This window comes from Streptomyces sp. RLA131, assembly GCF_056270125.1.
The window spans coordinates 7,951,616-7,968,434 of the sequence record NZ_JBWDOQ010000002.1; the positions used below are offsets into that span (position 1 = coordinate 7,951,616).

19 protein-coding genes are annotated in these 16,819 nt (G+C 70.2%); 8 read left to right on the plus strand and 11 right to left on the minus strand.

Annotated elements, in window-relative coordinates:
- The first annotated feature begins 397 nt into the window (after positions 1-397).
- Positions 398-2,185, plus strand: coding sequence for an MOSC domain-containing protein (locus tag RWE79_RS36860; RefSeq protein ID WP_475944762.1), 1,788 nt, complete (start codon positions 398-400; stop codon positions 2,183-2,185).
- 9 nt (positions 2,186-2,194) lie between these two features.
- On the opposite strand, the gene RWE79_RS36865 is transcribed toward RWE79_RS36860, so the two are convergent.
- Positions 2,195-2,644: a VOC family protein gene (locus RWE79_RS36865; protein ID WP_475944764.1), complete on the minus strand. Its 450-nt coding sequence runs from the start codon at positions 2,642-2,644 to the stop codon at positions 2,195-2,197.
- A gap of 169 nt (positions 2,645-2,813) precedes the next feature.
- Positions 2,814-3,185 carry a YybH family protein gene (locus RWE79_RS36870; RefSeq protein WP_475944766.1) on the minus strand — a complete coding sequence of 124 codons (372 nt, stop codon included), beginning with the start codon at positions 3,183-3,185 and terminating at the stop codon, positions 2,814-2,816.
- Between the two features lie 319 nt (positions 3,186-3,504).
- Between RWE79_RS36870 and RWE79_RS36875 the strand changes: the two genes are divergently transcribed.
- Positions 3,505-4,551, plus strand: coding sequence for an alpha/beta fold hydrolase (locus RWE79_RS36875; protein ID WP_475944768.1), 1,047 nt, complete (start codon positions 3,505-3,507; stop codon positions 4,549-4,551).
- Positions 4,552-4,589: 38 nt separating this feature from the next.
- On the opposite strand, the gene RWE79_RS36880 is transcribed toward RWE79_RS36875, so the two are convergent.
- From RWE79_RS36880 to RWE79_RS36895, 4 genes are all read right to left on the minus strand, one after another.
- A complete protein-coding gene (locus tag RWE79_RS36880; protein WP_475944770.1) occupies positions 4,590-5,615 on the minus strand; it encodes an alcohol dehydrogenase catalytic domain-containing protein in 1,026 nt (341 codons plus the stop codon).
- 155 nt (positions 5,616-5,770) lie between these two features.
- A complete protein-coding gene (locus tag RWE79_RS36885; RefSeq protein ID WP_475944772.1) occupies positions 5,771-6,391 on the minus strand; it encodes a TetR/AcrR family transcriptional regulator in 621 nt (206 codons plus the stop codon).
- A gap of 60 nt (positions 6,392-6,451) precedes the next feature.
- On the minus strand, positions 6,452-6,751 hold the full coding sequence (locus RWE79_RS36890; protein WP_475944774.1) for a muconolactone Delta-isomerase family protein: 300 nt from the start codon (positions 6,749-6,751) through the stop codon (positions 6,452-6,454).
- A 210-nt stretch (positions 6,752-6,961) separates the two neighbouring features.
- Entirely contained in the window at positions 6,962-7,852 is an 891-nt protein-coding gene (locus RWE79_RS36895) for a helix-turn-helix transcriptional regulator (RefSeq protein ID WP_475944776.1), read from the minus strand.
- Positions 7,853-8,027: 175 nt separating this feature from the next.
- On the opposite strand from RWE79_RS36895, the gene RWE79_RS36900 reads away from it, so the two are divergent.
- The 3 genes from RWE79_RS36900 (at position 8,028) to RWE79_RS36910 (ending at position 11,487) form a co-directional block, all read left to right on the plus strand.
- Positions 8,028-8,993 carry an SDR family NAD(P)-dependent oxidoreductase gene (locus RWE79_RS36900; protein WP_475944778.1) on the plus strand — a complete coding sequence of 322 codons (966 nt, stop codon included), beginning with the start codon at positions 8,028-8,030 and terminating at the stop codon, positions 8,991-8,993.
- Between the two features lie 228 nt (positions 8,994-9,221).
- Complete coding sequence (locus RWE79_RS36905; RefSeq protein WP_475944780.1) at positions 9,222-10,724, plus strand: dihydrolipoyl dehydrogenase family protein; 1,503 nt, start codon at positions 9,222-9,224, stop codon at positions 10,722-10,724.
- Positions 10,725-10,794: 70 nt separating this feature from the next.
- Positions 10,795-11,487 (plus strand): type 1 glutamine amidotransferase domain-containing protein, encoded by a 693-nt coding sequence (locus tag RWE79_RS36910; RefSeq protein WP_475944782.1) that lies wholly within the window; start codon positions 10,795-10,797, stop codon positions 11,485-11,487.
- Between the two features lie 27 nt (positions 11,488-11,514).
- On the opposite strand, the gene RWE79_RS36915 is transcribed toward RWE79_RS36910, so the two are convergent.
- Positions 11,515-12,369, minus strand: coding sequence for an SDR family oxidoreductase (locus RWE79_RS36915; protein WP_475944784.1), 855 nt, complete (start codon positions 12,367-12,369; stop codon positions 11,515-11,517).
- 171 nt (positions 12,370-12,540) lie between these two features.
- Here RWE79_RS36915 and RWE79_RS36920 point away from each other — a divergent pair, with 171 nt between their 5' ends.
- The gene (locus tag RWE79_RS36920; RefSeq protein WP_475946347.1) at positions 12,541-12,957 is read left to right on the plus strand and encodes an ATP-binding protein; all 417 of its coding nucleotides are present in this window, start codon (positions 12,541-12,543) and stop codon (positions 12,955-12,957) included.
- Between the two features lie 233 nt (positions 12,958-13,190).
- Here RWE79_RS36920 and RWE79_RS36925 read toward each other — a convergent pair whose 3' ends face one another.
- Positions 13,191-13,988, minus strand: a complete 798-nt coding sequence (locus tag RWE79_RS36925; protein ID WP_475944786.1) for a class I SAM-dependent methyltransferase — start codon at positions 13,986-13,988, stop codon at positions 13,191-13,193.
- A gap of 88 nt (positions 13,989-14,076) precedes the next feature.
- Between RWE79_RS36925 and RWE79_RS36930 the strand changes: the two genes are divergently transcribed.
- Positions 14,077-14,208 (plus strand): transposase, encoded by a 132-nt coding sequence (locus RWE79_RS36930; protein WP_475946349.1) that lies wholly within the window; start codon positions 14,077-14,079, stop codon positions 14,206-14,208.
- 143 nt (positions 14,209-14,351) lie between these two features.
- Positions 14,352-14,903 (plus strand): GNAT family N-acetyltransferase, encoded by a 552-nt coding sequence (locus RWE79_RS36935; protein ID WP_475944788.1) that lies wholly within the window; start codon positions 14,352-14,354, stop codon positions 14,901-14,903.
- 161 nt (positions 14,904-15,064) lie between these two features.
- Here RWE79_RS36935 and RWE79_RS36940 read toward each other — a convergent pair whose 3' ends face one another.
- The 3 genes from RWE79_RS36940 to RWE79_RS36950 are packed head-to-tail and all read right to left on the minus strand — an operon-like array spanning position 15,065 to position 16,622.
- On the minus strand, positions 15,065-15,691 hold the full coding sequence (locus RWE79_RS36940; RefSeq protein WP_475944790.1) for a glyoxalase: 627 nt from the start codon (positions 15,689-15,691) through the stop codon (positions 15,065-15,067).
- 5 nt (positions 15,692-15,696) lie between these two features.
- A complete protein-coding gene (locus tag RWE79_RS36945; protein WP_475944792.1) occupies positions 15,697-16,161 on the minus strand; it encodes a helix-turn-helix transcriptional regulator in 465 nt (154 codons plus the stop codon).
- 50 nt (positions 16,162-16,211) lie between these two features.
- A complete protein-coding gene (locus RWE79_RS36950; RefSeq protein ID WP_475944794.1) occupies positions 16,212-16,622 on the minus strand; it encodes a VOC family protein in 411 nt (136 codons plus the stop codon).
- Between the last annotated feature and the right edge of the window lie 197 nt (positions 16,623-16,819).

Genomic DNA, 16,819 nt, shown 5'->3' on the forward strand with positions numbered 1-16,819 from the left:
CGCCGTGCTGACGGTGGCCGACGACAGACCGTGACCTCGCCCGTCGCCCTCGGTCTGCTCACCGCCCGGGGCAGGACACGTCGTGTGCGCGACGTGGCCGGCGGGCGGGCGCGGGCCGGGACCGGTAGCCCGCCCTGGAGAGCTCGCTGCCCCCGCTGTCCGCGGGCCGGGGACGCCGGACACGGTAACTACCCCCCTCAACCCGCCACTTGCTCGCCACTGTAGGGCTGCGGGCTCCTGGGGACCCGGGATCGGGCAGCTGGTGACAGCTGCGGCGGGTCCGGGGAACGATCACGCCGAATGGCCGTGCCGGGGCGTGGATCTCTCTGAGTTGCCATCGGCACCCCGCGTACTAGCGTGGCAGGAGGCGGCAGTCGTACCACCAGGGAGACCTCGCATGGCCACGCTGATCGCGGTGAATGTCGGCATGCCCAAGGACGTCCCCTGGAAGGGGCGCACGACGCACACCGGTGTGTGGAAGCGGCCGGTCGCAGGCCCGCGAATGGTCCGGCGTCTCAATATCGAAGGGGACGGGCAGGGCGACCTGGCCGGGCACGGAGGACCCAACCGGGCCGTGCTGGTCTACCAACTCGACTCCTACCGCCACTGGCAGGAACACCTGCGGCGTGACGACTTGACCCACGGCCAGTTCGGCGAGAACTTCACCGTGGACGGACTCCCCGACGACGAGGTGTGCATCGGTGACCGCTATCGCATCGGTGACGCCGTCTTCGAGGTCACCCAGCCCCGCGTGACCTGCTACCGCGTCGGTCTGCGCATGAACGAGCCGCAGATGCCCGCGCTGCTCGTCGCGCACGGCCGGCCCGGTTTCTACCTGAAGGTACTGACCGAAGGCCGGGTCCAGGCCGGGGACGAGATCGTCAAGATCGCCGACGGACCGGAAGCCGTCACGGTCGCCGAGATCGACGCCCTGCTCTACAAGCCCGGCCATCCCCGTCCGCAGCTCGAAAGGGCGCTGCGCGTTCCCGCCCTGAGTCCCGGCTGGAAGACCTCGCTGCAGGCCCTGCTGGACGCCTCCGAACGGCACGGCCCGGCCGCCGGCAACACCGGTCTGACCGCCGCCGCCACCGGCCCGCTGCCCGCCTGGCCCGGTTTCCGCCCACTGAAGGTCACCGGTATCGACCCCGAAAGCAGCAGCATCTTCTCCCTCACCCTCGCCTCCACCGACGCGAGCCCGCTTCCCGCGGCCCTGCCCGGCCAGTTCGTCACCGTACGGATGCGTCCCACCGCCGGGGGAGCGCTGGTCATCCGCAGCTACTCGCTGTCCGGGCAGCCCGGAGCCGACCGGTACCGCATCAGCGTCAAACAGGAACCCCACGGCGCCGGCAGCGGCTATCTGCACCGCCATGTCGCGGTCGACGACGTCCTGGACGTGGCGGCGCCACGGGGCACCTTCATCCTCGCCCGGGGTGACAACCCGGTGGTCCTGGTCTCCGCCGGTGTCGGGGCCACCCCGGTGCTCGCCATGCTGCACGCCCTCGCCGACGCCCGCGATCCACGCCCCGTCTGGTGGCTGCACGGAGCCCGCGACGGCACGGCCCACCCCTTTGCCCGCGAGGCACGCTCGCTCATGTCCCGCCTGCCGTCCGGCCACGTTCACGTCGCCTACAGCAGGCCGCGCGCCGACGACCGCCCCGGCGACGACTACACCTCCGCCGGACGGCTGTCCGCCCGGTTGCTGACGGAATGGAACATCCCGGCGGATGCCGACGCCTACATCTGCGGACCCGTCCCCTTCATGGACGAACTCACCAAGGCCCTGGCGGGATGCGGCCTGGATCCCGCCCGCATCCACACCGAGAGGTTCGGATCGCTCGCCGCGATCACCCCGGGCGTGGTTCCGGCCGACACGCCGGCCCCGCACCTGCCGGCCCACCCGCCAGGCCTGGCCGGCCTGGCCGGCGAGGCCGGCCCGAGTGTCTCCTTCGCCCGCAGCGGTCTGACCGTCCCCTGGGATCCCGGATACACCACGCTCCTCGACCTGGCCGAGGCATGCGATGTCCCTGTCCAGTGGTCCTGCCGCACCGGCGTCTGCCACACCTGCGAGACCGCCGTCGTCTCCGGCCACGTCGGCTACTCTCCCGACCCCATCGACGCGCCCGCCGGCGGCAACGCGCTCATCTGCTGCTCGCAGCCCGCCGAAGATCTGATCCTCGACCTGTGAGGATCCGCGTCAGGCCACCCGGCCGGGAAGGCGCGTGGTGATCTCCTGGACCAGCCAGCCGTTGCCGTCCGGGTCGCTGAAGGAGGCGAACGACGCGTAGCTGAGGCGCTGCGGATCCGGGCCGGACACCCGCCCCTCGGTCCCGGCACGGTGGAAGACCCCGCCCGCGTCATGGAACACCTCGCTCACGTCGACGCCGCGGTCGGCCAGCTCGGCCCGGGCCGCTTCGATGTCGGATACGACGAGGAGCAGGCCGTCAGCGGAGCCCGGTGCGGCGGAGGTGACCCCGGTACCGAAGATGATCGAGCAGTCGGAACCGGGAGGAGTCAGCTGCACCACCCGGAAGTCCTCACCGGTGACGACGTCGGCGTCCAGCCGCCACCGCAGCTTCGTGTAGAAGTCCTTGGCCCGGTCCACATCGGCGACGGGCACCGTCACGACCTCAAGTTTCATGTCCATGACCCGGCGGTCCTCTCGTTCTGGCGTCAGCGGCGAGGATGCCCGCCGAGGGCGCTGTCCCTCAGCCGAGCATCGACCACGGCCAACCGACCGGCAACCGGGGAACCCCTGCACCGGGAGGCGACCGGCTACCGGGCCGGTCCTGGCCGTCCGGGCCCTACCCGCCGTCTCAGCCGAGGCTGGACACCTGGTAGTGGCTGATCAGCCAGCCGTCGGCCGTCTGCTTGACCACCACGCTGAGGTAGACGCTCAGTGTCGGCCGGTCGCTGAAGGAGAAGTCGACACTCAGGTAGGCGAGTACGAGCTCCTTGGTGAGCTGTCTGGTTTCCAGAATGCGGTACGCGGCCGCCAGCCCGAGCGGCTGGGACGCGTAGTAGTCGGCGACGCCCTGCCGTCCGACACTGTACGGATGCAGGCCCTGGAAGATCGCGTCCTCGGTGAAGTAGGAGGCGACTCGTTCGGGCTCGTGCGCGTCGACGGCGGACTTCCACCGGTCGAGGACGTCACGCAGGATCTCTTCGTTCTCCGCCGTGCTGTTCATCAGGGTTCTCCTTCGGATCGCGGTGCGGATGCCCCGGCGATCGCTTGCCCGTCCTGGCTCAACACTTGATCATGCGCGACGATCCCGGACCCACGCCACGACCTGTCCGCTCTCTGCTGGTAGGCCCAGGCTCCCACCGCACCGCGGGCAGTCGCCGAACCTGTTGCTCCTTTCGGGAGAGTCCGACGTTGTGTCGGGACCGGTTCGCCCGTGGGCGCGCTGATCCGGAGCTACGGTGCGAGTGCGCACAATTCGAACGAGTGATAATTCCTCGCGCGTTTACTGTGCTCCTGTCGCGTTTTCACGAGAGGGATTCCGGATGATCAACAGGCGCACCTTCGGCAAGGTCTTCGGTGCGGGAGCGGTCGCGGCGTCGGTCTCCGCATTCCCGTCCGTGTCGGCGTCGGTGAATACGCCCGACGGGAAACCTTCGGCGGTTCCGCCCGCGACGGAAACGGGGGTCCATACGGGTTTCAGGTCGCTGAAGCGGATCAAGGCCGGCGTCCTGAATGTGGGCTACGCCGAGGCCGGTCCCGCCCATGGCCCTCCGGTCATCCTTCTCCACGGCTGGCCCTACGACATCCACAGCTATGTCGACGTCGCGCCCTTGCTGGCGGCGAAGGGCTACCGGGTGATCGTCCCGTATCTGCGCGGCCATGGCACTACACGCTTTCTTTCGAGAAGAACCTTCCGGAACGCCCAGCAGTCGGTGTTCGCTCTCGATGTCATCGCCTTGATGGACGCTCTCAAGATCAAGAAGGCGACCCTCGCGGGGTTCGACTGGGGGTCGCGGACGGCTGACATCATCGCGGCGCTCTGGCCGAACCGCGTCAAGGCCCTGGTCTCCGTGTCCGGCTATCTGATCACCAACCGTGAAACCCAGAAGCTGCCGTTGCCGCCGAAGTCCGAATTGGCATGGTGGTACCAGTATTACTTTGCCACCGAAAGGGGCCGGCTCGGCCTCAAGAAAAACCGGCACGATCTGGCGAAACTGATCTGGAAGAACGTCTCCCCGACATGGCATTTCGATAACGCCACGTTCGATCGCACCGCGGCGGCCTTCAACAATCCGGACTACGTCAGCATCGTGATCCACAACTATCGCTGGCGGCTGGGCCTGGCGAAGGGCGACCCACGGTACGATCGTCTCGAAAAGCGACTTGCCGCAGGGCCCGCCATCACCGTTCCCACGATCACCCTTGACGGTGAGTTGGATCCCTTTACGCCTGCCGGGCACGGCGCGCTCTACCGGGCCAAGTTCACGGGCAAGTACGCGCACCGGACCCTGAAGGGCATCGGTCACAACGTACCGCAGGAGGCACCCCGGGCCTTCGCCCGAGCCGTCATGGACGTCGACAGATTGTGACCGGTGCCCAGGGGCCGCCGGACCGCACCGGGCAGCCCTCAGCGGGCGGTGAGCACCATGCGGAAGCGTGCGGCGCCCGAGAGCATCCTGCGGTAGCCCGCGTCGGCCTCGTCCAGCGGCATGATCTCGGTCATCGGGCGGATCCCCTTCAGCGCGCTGAACTCCATGGTGTCCTGCACGTCCTGCGCGGTACCGGACGGGTGGCCGCGCACGCTCCTGCCTTGCAGCAGCAGCTGGAACGGGCTGATCGCCAGCGGCTCGGGAATCGCACCGATGACCACCAGCTCGCCGCGGTGCGACAGCCCGTCAACGGTCGCCGTGATGGCTTCGGAGTTGGCGGCGGTGGCCAGGACGACCTTGGCGCCACCGAGGGACTGCAGCGAGTCCGCGACCGAGGTGCCGGCCGTGCTGTCGATGTAGTGGTGCGCGCCGAGCTGCTCGGCGAAGTCCGCCTTGTCGGCCCCGCGGGCGATGGCCACGGTCTCAAAGCCCATGGCGGCCGCGTACTGCACCCCCAGGTGGCCCAGGCCACCGATGCCGAGCACACCGACCAGGTCGCCCGGCCGTGCGGCGCTGCGCCGCAGCGCGTGATACGTGGTCACGCCCGCACAGGCCAGAGGTCCCGCATCCGTCGCGGCCAGCGCGTCAGGGATCCGGGCCAGGGCGTCGACCGGCGCGACGACCGACTCCGCGAAACCGCCGTCGTACGCCCATCCGGGGACCTTCAGGTTCACGCACACCACGAAGTCGCCCTGCCTGCAGGGCGTGCAGTGGCCGCAGCTGCCGCCGAACCAGCCGACTGCCACCCGGTCGCCCGTCTGCCAGCCGTAGTCGGACGCTCCCTCGCCGAGTTCCTCGACGCGTCCGGCGATCTCATGGCCGGGGACCAACGGAAACCGCACGCCCGGAAACACGGCGTCGACGAATCCCGCGTCGCTGTGGCAGATCCCGCACGCGTCCACGGCGATCCGCACATGACCGGGGCCCGGTTTCGCCACCTCACGCTCGACGATTGCGAACGGCTCGCCGACGGCCGCGACCTGTGCAACGCGATATGTGCCCATGTGGACCTCCCGAGTAATGCTGGGGACGGTCTTCAGAACCAGTAGACCATGGCGGGCTCTGTCGTGCGCGGCGACCGCAGGCCGGGCGAACCCCGGTGTCCGGCACCGGACTCACGCAGGTGGGAGGCGTCCGGGAGGTCACGGGCCGGCCGGTGTCAGACGGTGGCCGCCACGTCCTGGTGGGTGGCGGCGCCGAGGAGGGCCAGGCAGTTCGCCCAGAGGGTGTCGAGGCCGCGGGTGTCGTTGTAGAGCTTGGCGAAGAGCACCTGGCCCTCAAGCTGGGCGACGACGGACCGGGCGGCCTCGCGGGTGTCGGTGACCGTCACCTCGCCCCGCTCCCGGGCCTCGGTGACGACGGCGTCGACCATCTCGACCTGGGCCTCGAAGATCTCCTGCAGGCGCGTGCGGACGGCCTGGGCCTGGTTGCTCATCTCCAGGGTGAGGTTTCCGAACAGGCACCCCGAGACCGTGCCGCAGCTCTGCTGGCCGGTGCGCTGACCTTTCTCGGTCTCCTCGAACAGCTGCCTGAGCCGCTGCAGCGGCCGCGCGTCGCCGTGCAGGACGCGGGTCCAGTCGCGGCGCTGGCCGGCCCAGTGCTCGTCGATCACGGCCAGCGCGAGGACCTCTTTGGACTCGAAGAAGTAGTAGAAGCTGCCCTTGGGTACGCCCGCTGTCTTGCAGATCTCGGCCACGCCCAGCGCGGAGTAGCCGCGCAGCTCGATCAGCGACTGTGCGGCGGTGAGGATCTTTTCCCTGGCGTCACTGGTCCGTCCCATGCCGTGAGTGTACGACCGGTCGACTAGTCACCGGTGGCCGGCCGCTCACCGGTCCGGCCGTCACGTGGTGGTGCCCTTGCCCGGGTCGTTGGGGTGGGACTCGACGGCGGTGACGGTGAACGTCATCCACGCGTGCAGCGGCAGCGTGCCGAGCACCTTCTCGTGGAGCTCGCTCTCGTCGTCGGCGCGCCACAGGCCGATGCTGCGCAGTTCGCCGACCGGGCGCCACAGCCGCCCCAGATTGCCGGTCGCGGCCAGTTCCTTCGCCCGGACGGCTTCGGCGGCGCGGCGGCGGTCGACCTCGGCCGGGTCGGTGCCCTCGGGGATGGTGGTGGTGATCTCGACCAGGAACTCACGCATGGTCCTTCTCCGTTCGGTAGGGCGTCCGGCCGGGTGCCGGAAGGGCCGGACGCGTCGGCTGCGGGGCCAGGTACGAATGTGGTCGGCCGCGCCGCTCGGACGCCGGCCGACCCGCCGGGGGAGCGGCGATCAGCCCGTCCCGCAGGCCCTGATGGGTGAACGCCGCGCGCGGGGCGCCGAGGATCCGGGCGGCGCCGGCGAACAGCACCGTCAGGCCGACGGGTGGGGGCGGGGCGCGGTGGCCGGCTCGCTGGTCCAGCTGGCGAGCAGCCGCAGGGCCTGCTCGGAGGGGGTGCCGGGTTCGACGGTGTAGATGCCCAGTGTCTGGTCGGAATCGCCGGTGACGGACAGGGCTTCGTAGCCGAGGCTGAGGTCGCCGACCAGCGGATGGTGGAAGTGCTTGGTGCCGTACACCCGGCGCTGGATGTCGTGGTCGGCCCACCAGGCGCGGAAGTCGGCGTCGCGCACGGAGAGTTCGCCGACGAGTTCGGCGAGCTGCGGATCGTGGGGGTGCTGGCCGGCGTACAGGTGCAGGGCGGCGACGCTGGTACGGGCGGTGCCCTCCCAGTCGTCGTAGAGAGTGCGGGCGGCCTTGTCGAGGAAGATGAAACGGGTCATGTTCCGTTCACGCCGGGGCAGGGCGTCGAAGTCGGTGTAGAGGGCGCGGGCCAGCCGGTTGGCGGCGAGGACGTCGGTGCGGCGACCGACGACCAGGGCCGGGACCTCGGTCAGGGTCTCCAGGACCCGGTACAGACCCGGGCGTACCCGCTGGGGCGGCAGCGGGCGTGGCCTGGTCCGGGCGGGCCGGGCCACGGCGAACAGGTAGCCGCGCTCGTCGCCGGTCAGCTGCAGCGCGCGGGCGACGGCGTCGAGCACGGCCTCGGAGACGTTGACCTTGCGGCCGCGCTCCAGCCGTACGTAGTAGTCGACGCTGACCCCGGCGAGCTGGGCGACCTCCTCACGGCGCAGCCCCGGCACCCGGCGCGTGGTCGGCGCGGGCGTCAGGCCGGCCTGACCGGGGGAGATCTTCGCGCGGCGGGTGCGCAGGAACTCTCCGAGTTCGGTCGTCCGCCCGCCCGCCGCAGAGCTGTGAGCATCCATGTCCTCCACGCTACGACGCTCACCGCACCGGCTCCGGCCGTAAAGGGGTACTGCCGGACCCCCGGCCGGACCGTGCCCCTTCGAGCGCTCTGACCAGCGGCTCCGAGTGGTTGCCTGGACGGGAGACACCATCCGGCCCTGCCGCTGACGGCGGGGCACACCGAAAGGCGAACACATGACCGAGCGCGCACGCGTCACCACCCCCTTCGGCCCGCAGACCACAGCGGCGGAGGTCGTCACGGGCGTAGACCTCACCGGCCGCCGCGCGGTCGTCACCGGCGGCTCCTCGGGCATCGGTGTGGAGACCGCCCGCGCCCTGGCCGCCGCCGGCGCCGAGGTGACCCTCGCCGTCCGTGACCTCGACGCGGGCCGGCGCACCGCCGAGGACATCACCGCCACCACCGGCAGCGAGCAGGTGCTCGTCGCCCACCTGGACCTCGGCGACCAGGCCTCCGTCGCGGCCTTCACCGCCGCCTGGGACGGCCCGCTGCACATCCTGGTCGACAACGCCGGTGTGATGGCCACCCCCGAGACCCGTACGCCGGAGGGCTGGGAGCTGCAGTTCGCCACCAACCACCTCGGCCACTTCGCGCTCACCACCGGCCTGCGCCAGGCGCTCAGGGCTGCCGGCAACGCGCGGGTCGTCGTGGTGAGTTCGGTCGGCCACATCAACGGTGAAGTCCTCTTCGACGACATCGGCTTCGACCGCCACCCGTACGACCCCTGGGCCGCTTACAGCCAGTCCAAGACGGCCAACATCCTGTTCGCGGTCGAGGCGGCCAAGCGCTGGGCCGGCGACGGCATCAGCGTCAACGCCCTCAACCCCGGCCGGATCGCCGACACCGGCCTGGCCCGGCACATCGGGTCGCCCGTCAACGCCCCGGCCTCCTTCGAGCCCGGCCGGAGCGTCGGCGTGTCGGTGAAGAACGTCGAACAGGGCGCCGCCACCTCCGTGCTGCTCGCGGCATCCCCGCTGGTCGAGGGCGTCACCGGCCGGTACTTCGAGGACTGCAACGAGGCCGGTCCTCTCCAGCCGGGCATCCGTCGCGGCGTGGCCGCCCACGCCCTCGACGCGCGGACGGCAGCACGCCTGTGGCAGGTCTCCCTCGACATGCTCGCCGCCGCCGGGACCGCCGCCTGACCGAGGGCCGCCGTGCGATTCCGGCGCGCGCGGACAGCCCCGGACGGGAGCGGCTCGACTTGCGGCCCGCGGTCTGTGAGCCGAGCATCGTAAGTGCTGTGTTCCTGCTCCCGCCCGGTTCGCACGCCGGTCGGCGTGCGTCGCTGACTGCCCCGATGACCCCGAGCGGCAGTGCCCGGGGGCACCACTGACTCCTGGGGCAGGAACCGGCCGACGAGAGTGGGTCACATGGCCGCGTCAGTAGATCCGGAGCGTTCGGAGTGGGACGTCATCGTCCTGGGAGGCGGCGCCGCGGGGGAGAACGCGGCACAGTACGCGACGCAGAACTCGCCCCTGGAGGCGGTGATCGTCGAAGCCGGGCTGCTCGGCGGCGAGTGCTCCTACTGGGCGTGCATGCCGAGCAAGGGCCTGCTGCGCCCCGTCGAGGTACTGGACTCCGCCCGTCATGTGCCGGGCGTGGCCTCCGTGGTCAAAGGCGCCGAACTCGACGTTCCCGCGGTGCTGGCGCACCGTGACGGCATCGTCAACCACCTCAGCGACGCCTCCCAGGTGCAGTGGGCGCTCGGCACCGACATCGATGTGGTCCGCGGGTACGGACGGCTCGCGGGGGAGCGCGTGGTGACGGTGACCGGCGACTCCGGCGCGGTAAGGACCCTGACCGCCCGTCATGCGGTGGTGGTGGACACGGGTTCCTCGCCGGCGATCCCGCCGGTCGCCGGTCTGTCCGAGGCGCAGCCGTGGACCTCGCGGGACTCCACCAACCTCCACCAGGTCCCGCAGCGCGTCGTCATCGTGGGCGGCGGGGTCACCGCGTGCGAGGCGGCGACCTGGCTGCGCGGTCTGGGCGCCGAGGTGACGCTGCTGTACCGCAGCGAACTGCTCTCACAGCAGGAGCCTTTCGCCGGCCGCCTCGTCGCCGATCGGCTGCGGTCCGCAGGTGTACGTCTGCTCGGCGGCCGCAGTCCGGTCGAGGTGAGCCGCGTCGACGCCCGCGACACCGGGACCGGCGTCATCCACGGCGGTGAGGTCACCGTGCGCTTGAGTGACGGCGGCGTGCTGCACGCCGATGAGATCTTCGTCGCCACCGGCCGAAGGCCCCACACCGACGACATCGGACTGGCCTCGGTCGGTCTGGCGGACGGCGGGTATCTGCACGTGGACGACGACCAGAGCGTCAGCGCGGCGAGCGGCCAGTGGCTGTACGCCGTCGGTGATGTGTGCGGTCGCGCGCTGCTCACCCACATGGGCAAGTACCAGGCGCGCGTCGCCGGTGAAGTCATCGCGGCACGCGCGTCGGGCCGGCAGCCCTCTCGTGACCGTCTCAGCCGCTTCAGTACCTACGAGGGGCACCGTGCGCTGCCCCAGGTGGTCTTCACCGTTCCCGAGGTCGGCTCGGCGGGCATGACCGAGCGTCAGGCCGTCACCGCGGGCCTCGACGTGGAGACGGTCGAGTACGACATGGCGGCGCTGGCCGGCACCTACGTTCTGCGGGAGGGCTACGCCGGCCGGGCCAAGCTGGTCATCGACTCCGCGACGGACACGGTGGTGGGCGCGACGTTCGTCGGCGACGGCACCGTCGAACTGGTTCATTCGGCCACCACGGCCATCGTGGGGCGTATGACCGTGTCGCAGCTGTGGCACGTCGTTCCCAGCTACCCCACCGTCGGCGAGGTCTGGCTCCGCCTGCTGGAGAGCCTGGACGCGCAGCGCCGCCTGCACTCGCTCAAATAAGGACATAAGGTATCGAATAGTGCAAGTTGTCCCCGGCTGTGTCGGGCGGAGACGAGGAGGCGGTCTGAAATTGGCGAAGCTACTGTTCGTGATGACCGGAACGACGTATTGGACACTCAAGGACGGCACCAGATACGCGACCGGCTACTGGGCCGAGGAGTTCGCGGCCCCGTACAAGGCGCTCACCGAAGCCGGCCACCAGGTCGTCGTCGCCACCCCCGACGCGGCGGTTCCCAACGTGGACATGATGAGCCTGCGTCCCGATATGGCGGGCAGCGCGCAGATCGCCCTCGACCTGGAGGCGATCATCCGCTCGGCGGAGGAGATGCGGCGGCCGATCCCGCTGGCGGTCGCCCGCCTGGAGGACTACGACGCCGTCTACTTCCCCGGCGGCCACGGTCCGATGGAGGACCTGTGCGTCGACGCCGACGCGGGCCGGCTGCTGACCGCCGCGCTCGCCTCGGGCAAGCCCCTCGCCGTGGTCTGCCACGCCCCGGCCGCGATGCTGGCCACCAGGATCCACGGCGTATCCCCCTTCGCCGGCTACCGGGTCACGGCCTTCACCAACGACGAGGAGGAAGCCGTCGGACTCGCAGGCAGGGCCCGGTGGCTGCTGGAGGACGAACTGAACATCCTCGGAGTCGAGTTCACCCGGGGCGAGATGTGGAAGCCGTATTCGGTGGTGGACCGCAATCTCTACACCGGGCAGAACCCCGCTTCGGCCGCCGTCCTGGCGGAGCGGCTGCTCAAGGTCCTCGTCTGACGAGAGGTTGCGTCCCCACGCCTTCGATCAGGACCGGTAGCCGCGAATGGTGTCGGCGAGGGAGGTGGCGGGTCGGCCGGTGAGGCGAGAGACGGCGTCGGTGACGCCTTCGAGTTCGCCCGCGGCGATGGCGCTGTAGGTGGAGACCCAGGCGTCCAGCTGCCAGTCGGGAGCGCCGTAGGAGGCGCGGGAGCGGTAGGCCTCTTCGACGGTCTCGAGGTGGTAGGTGACGGTACGGCCGGTCACTTCGGTCAGTACGGCGGCGATGCCGGCGAGGCTGTGGTCCTGGGGCCCGGTGAGGTCGTAGGCGGCGCCGGAGTGCTCGTCGGCATGGGTGAGGACCGCGGTGGCGGCGTCGGCGATGTCGTCCTGGGCCACGACGGCGGCACGCCCGGTGCCGCCCGGGCCGCGGATGACGCCGTCGTCACCGACGAGGGCGGGCATGAAGTCGGCGTAGAGGTTGTCCCGCAGGAAGGTGTGGTTCAGCCCACTTGAGCGGATGTGCTGCTCGGTGTGCCAGTGGTCGCGCGCCAGGGTGAAGGTCGCCTCCGGGGCGGCCCCGTAGAAGGAGATGTACACCAGATGCCCGACGCCCGCCTCGGCGGCGGCGTCGATGAAGGCGCGGTGCTGCTCCAGCCGGTCGGGCGCCTCGGATCCGGAGACCATCAGCACACGGTCGATGCCGCGCAGGCCCCGTACGACGGCGTCACGGTCGTCGTACGCGCCGGCGACGACGGTGGCACCGGGCAGATCGGGCGCCCGCTCGGGGGTGCGGGCCAGCAGCGTCTGTCGGGTACCGGCGGCGGCCAGACGGCGGGCGACGCGCCCGCCCAGGCGGCCGGAGGCGCCGGTGACGGCGTAGCTGACGTCGGTGGTTGCCATCTGAGGTGTCTCCTCGTGCTGCGGGGATCCAAGGATTTCAGATGTTTCGCCCGCGAGGATGCTCATCACCGGGCGGCGGGGCCAAAGCGGAGAGCTCAGGCCTGCGGAGGCGGGCGCTGGGTAGATGGTCCGGTGTAGGAGTGGATGCGGGCGGAGGGACTGGAGAGTTCGGTGACGGTCAAGGCGAAGGGCTGGGCGCACTCGTTCTCCGTGACGGGTGGGGTGCGCGCGGGGCGGCAGTGGACGCGCGAGCATGTGGAGTCCCTGCCATGGGCGGCTGCTGAGCCGGATACGGTGGACGCTGTCGTCCTGACCGTGTCCGAGCTGCTCACCAATGCTCATCTCCACGCGCGCAGCGATGCGCATCTGGTTCTCGCCTGGGACGGCGACTGCCTCCATGTGAGCGTCCACGACGAGGATCCGACGCTGCCGCGGCAGCGTGACCCGGAGACGGGCGAGGAGTCCGGCCGGGGAGTGGCGATCGTGCGGATGCTCGCCGACGAGTGGGGGATGACGTGTCAGCGGCACGGCAAGACCGTGACGGCGTGCTTCCGCCCGGCCGGGGGCGGCCGGCACGACAGCAACTGACCTCCGCCCCCCGGCCCTCCGGGTCGCTCGCTCGTTCTGCGCCGGCTCCCCGCTTCTGCCTGCGGCCCGGCACTGCTTCGCCGCCTGCTGCGGCCGCAGAGGTGAGGGACGTTCCTCCGAGTGAACGCCAGGTCCAGATCAGGGTCCGGACAGGAAACCTTGCGGCCGGAGAGTCACCTGGGGCAGCATCGGATGACGCGCGATACGCGCAAGCCGGGGCGGCTGGTCCGACATCAGTTGTCCTGCTTCCAGGCAGTCAGCTGGAAGAGCCGGGCGGTGTGCATGTAGGGCGGACGCGCGGTGGTGGCAAGTTCGAGGCGTTCGAGATCAGCGTAGAAAGCTGGGTCGGACTTGCGCGCGTCGTCAGTGATGTAGTCGCAGAAGCTGCGGATCCCGTAGTGGTTGACGTCCCGGCAGCCGAGATTCTGCATGATCGGGATGATCTCCTCGGCTGTGTGGAGCGTCAGCGCTGAGTCGAACATCTCGGTGCGGGCCTGGTTGGTTTCGAGTGCGGCGTGTGCGGCGGCGGGATCCATCTGCCGGACGGCGATGTTCAAGGGTGCCGAATGCCGGTTGATCGCAATCACGGAGACCAGACCCCCGGGCTTGAGTGGGGTGAGGGCCGAGGCAATTACGTTCGGGATGTCCTCCATGTACGGGAGGAGGTTGTGGCAGAGTACGACGTCGAAATCTCCGGCGGCGAGATCGGCGGGGAGGTCCGTCACGTCAGCCTCGACGCAGGTGATCGACTCGGTCAGGCCGCCTGCGGCGGCCCGCGCGCCTGCCGCAGCGAGCATGGCGGGCGGGTGGTCGGCGATGGTGACATGGTGCCCGCGGGCCGCGAGGCGAATGGCGTCGCCGCCGTCGCCGCCGGCGAGGTCGAGTATCCGCAACGGCCCGTCGTTCAGGCTGTCGAGACGGCGGACGAGATTCGCCTCGGCAATCGAGTAGCGCAGCCGGCCCCAAGGGGCGTCCTGCCACGCTTGCCAGGCGGTCATCGCGGTATCGAATTTCTCGGGAGCTTCAGACATCTGGCGACGATAGCGGCCAGGCCAGCCGGGCCGGCACCGGGCGTGGGTGGTCAGCTGCAGGATCCGATCGTGGCTGTTGACATAAGACCTGACGGATGCTCAGTGGGCCCGCCTGGAGCCGCTGCTGCCCATGGGCAGGAAGCCGGGACGCCCGCCGATATGGACGAGGCGGCAGCTGATCGACAGCATACGGTGGCGGACACGGACCGGGACGCCGTGACGGGATGTGCCGGAGCGGCACGAGCCGTGGGGTCGGGTGTACGACCTGTTCCGGCGGTGGCAGCGGGACGGGACCTGGCAGCAGATCGTCACTGCGCTGCAGGCTCGGGCCGATACGTGCAGCCCGGACGATAGCCTGCCGTGGTGGGAAAGAGCATCACGACGTATTTGGAGATGACCGTCCCGGATGAGCTATGTCCGGCTCCGGTCGTGCCAGCTCTCGGCCTGCTCCGGATCGACAGCTCCTCGCCGCTGGTGCGCAGCACCCAGGCTCGGGTCGGGGAGCCGTACGGGTGGCGTAGCGCCTCCCGTACGGAAGCCGAATGGGAAACCACGATCCAGGCACGTCCGCTGCGCCAGTACTGGCTCATCACTCACGAGCGCGAAACTGCGGGAGTGGCTTACCTGGAACCGCAGCCAGGCGGGGACGTGGAGATCACTGCCTTCGGGCTGCTACCGGACTGCGTGGGCAAGGGCCTCGGAGGGTATGCCCTGACGCTCGCGCTTCAACAAGCGTGGGCGACCGAGCCCGTCGACGCCGAATCGGTACGCCGCCTGTGGCTGCACACCTGTACGCATGACCACCCCAATGCGCTGCGCAACTACCAAAGGCGTGGCCTGCGTCCCTATCGCATCGACGTTCACGAGCAGGAGATGCAGAGGGCGAGTGCCTGGCCGCGTCGCGCGCCGGGGTGAGGCGGGCGTGTTCCCCAGCGGCGGTCAGCCGAGCCGGCGGACGTCACACATGAGGTCACGTCCCCGCGACTTCCTCCAGTCACTTCCTGCAGTCACTCCTGCGGAGCCCTTCCTCTGTGCGTATCAGCCGGCGCCCGGCCGGGGCAGGCTGCGGTGGCACGTCAGGGCGTGGGTACCGGCGATACGGCCTCCCATGCGAACCCGTCCGGGTCGGTGAAAGGCCCGGCGTCGCCACCGATCACGAGCCGGTGCGATCCGGTGCCGTCGGGGGAGACGCCGGCGTCCTTGGCGAGGGCTCGGCGCCGGTACAGCGCCAGCTTGACTGGACCCGGCCCGGCGGCGAACTCGACGTACACGCGGCCGAAGCTCTTCGCGACGGTAAGGCCCTGGTCGACGTAGAAGCGCTTGCTCGCGGTCATGTCCGCGACTCCCAGCAGGAGCACGATCTCGTCGAACCGGCGGGTGGCGGGGCCGGTGTCCTTCTTCGCCGAGGTCGCGACCTTCCAGATCGTGCCGTCCGGGGCTTGTACGACACCGCCGTAGCCCCAGAGCGACTTCGAGGCGGGCTTCAGCGACGTGGCGCCGGCGTCGAGGGCCGCGTCGATGAGGCTGTTGACGTCGGCCGGCTGGGACACCGTGAGCGACAGCGTGAACCCACGGAAGCCGGTTGTGGGTGCCTCCGAGGCCCGCAGGCGTATCTGCGTGTCCAGCCCGAAGGCGGCGGTGTAGAAGTGGTTGGCGGCCGTGGGGTCGGCCACGTCGAGGGTGATGGATTCGATGGATGCCATGGCCATCACGCTAGTTGCGGTTCGGCGACCGGCGCTTCTTGATTCCTGACCGGTCTGGTCACCTGTTTCGCCACACATGGCGGCATCCCCGCAGCGGCGCCCGTCGCGCGGCGCCGGTAGGTGCTGGGCGGCATACCGACCAGCTCGGTGAAGCGGGTGCTGAAGGTGCCCAGCGACGAGCAGCCGACCGCGAAGCAGACCTCGGTGACGTTGAGGTCGCCACGACGCAGCAGTGCCGTCGCGCGCTCGATGCGACGCGTCATCAGGTACGTGTACGGCGACTCGCCGTACGCCAGCCGGAACTGGCGGCTGAGGTGCCCGGCGGACATGTTCACGCCGCGGGCGAGCGCCTCGACGTTCAGCGGCTCCGCGTACTCCCGGTCGATCCGGTCGCGGACGCGGCGCAGTCGCGCGAGGTCGCTCAGGCGCTGCGCCGCGGTGCGTGCGCGCGCCCACGAGGGGTGACACATGAGAGAACTCCTCAGGTCGGTGGACGGCTCGGCGAACGATGACCGGATGCTCAACGCAGTTCCTGGATGCGGATCAGGTTGCCCGCGGGATCGCGGAAGGCGCAGTCGCGGATGCCGTACGGCTGCTCGGTCGGCTCCTGGACGACCTCGGCGTCGCCGGCCTGCACCTTCTCGAACGTGCCGTCGAGGTCCCGGGTGGCCAGCAGGATCCAGCCGTAGGTGCCCTTGGCCATCATCTCGACGATGGTGCGGCGCTCGTCCTCGGTGACCCCGGGGTCGGCGGCCGGCGGCGCCAGGAGGATGGACGTGCCGGGCTGGCCGACGGGGCCGACCGTGATCCAGCGCATCTTGCCCTGTCCGACGTCGCTGCGGACCTCGAAGCCGAGGGCGTCGCGGTAGAACGCCAGGGACGCGTCCGGGTCGTCATGCGGGAGAAAGCTTGTGTGAATGGTGATGTCCATGACGATCAGGCTAGGTGCGGGCCCTGGCCCGCGCTTCTCGATTCCTGATCGATCCGGCCATCTGTTTCGCCCCACGGCCGCATCCCGGCCGTGGGGATGGTGGCCGGCCACGGTGACTCATGGCCGGGCCGCCGGCGCCGGGAGACGGCTCCGGCGGACCATGGGATCGGGAATGTGCTGGCCCCTGTCGTAGCCGG

Excerpts from the sequence above, each read along its gene's own strand:
- RWE79_RS36860 (WP_475944762.1), top strand. The coding sequence starts at position 398 with ATGGCCACGCTGATCGCGGTGAATGTCGGCATGCCCAAGGACGTCCCC.
- RWE79_RS36865 (WP_475944764.1), bottom strand. The coding sequence starts at position 2,644 with ATGGACATGAAACTTGAGGTCGTGACGGTGCCCGTCGCCGATGTGGAC.
- RWE79_RS36870 (WP_475944766.1), bottom strand. The coding sequence starts at position 3,185 with ATGAACAGCACGGCGGAGAACGAAGAGATCCTGCGTGACGTCCTCGAC.
- RWE79_RS36875 (WP_475944768.1), top strand. The coding sequence starts at position 3,505 with ATGATCAACAGGCGCACCTTCGGCAAGGTCTTCGGTGCGGGAGCGGTC.
- RWE79_RS36880 (WP_475944770.1), bottom strand. The coding sequence starts at position 5,615 with ATGGGCACATATCGCGTTGCACAGGTCGCGGCCGTCGGCGAGCCGTTC.
- RWE79_RS36885 (WP_475944772.1), bottom strand. The coding sequence starts at position 6,391 with ATGGGACGGACCAGTGACGCCAGGGAAAAGATCCTCACCGCCGCACAG.
- RWE79_RS36890 (WP_475944774.1), bottom strand. The coding sequence starts at position 6,751 with ATGCGTGAGTTCCTGGTCGAGATCACCACCACCATCCCCGAGGGCACC.
- RWE79_RS36895 (WP_475944776.1), bottom strand. The coding sequence starts at position 7,852 with ATGGATGCTCACAGCTCTGCGGCGGGCGGGCGGACGACCGAACTCGGA.
- RWE79_RS36900 (WP_475944778.1), top strand. The coding sequence starts at position 8,028 with ATGACCGAGCGCGCACGCGTCACCACCCCCTTCGGCCCGCAGACCACA.
- RWE79_RS36905 (WP_475944780.1), top strand. The coding sequence starts at position 9,222 with ATGGCCGCGTCAGTAGATCCGGAGCGTTCGGAGTGGGACGTCATCGTC.
- RWE79_RS36915 (WP_475944784.1), bottom strand. The coding sequence starts at position 12,369 with ATGGCAACCACCGACGTCAGCTACGCCGTCACCGGCGCCTCCGGCCGC.
- RWE79_RS36925 (WP_475944786.1), bottom strand. The coding sequence starts at position 13,988 with ATGTCTGAAGCTCCCGAGAAATTCGATACCGCGATGACCGCCTGGCAA.
- RWE79_RS36940 (WP_475944790.1), bottom strand. The coding sequence starts at position 15,691 with ATGGCATCCATCGAATCCATCACCCTCGACGTGGCCGACCCCACGGCC.
- RWE79_RS36945 (WP_475944792.1), bottom strand. The coding sequence starts at position 16,161 with ATGTGTCACCCCTCGTGGGCGCGCGCACGCACCGCGGCGCAGCGCCTG.
- RWE79_RS36950 (WP_475944794.1), bottom strand. The coding sequence starts at position 16,622 with ATGGACATCACCATTCACACAAGCTTTCTCCCGCATGACGACCCGGAC.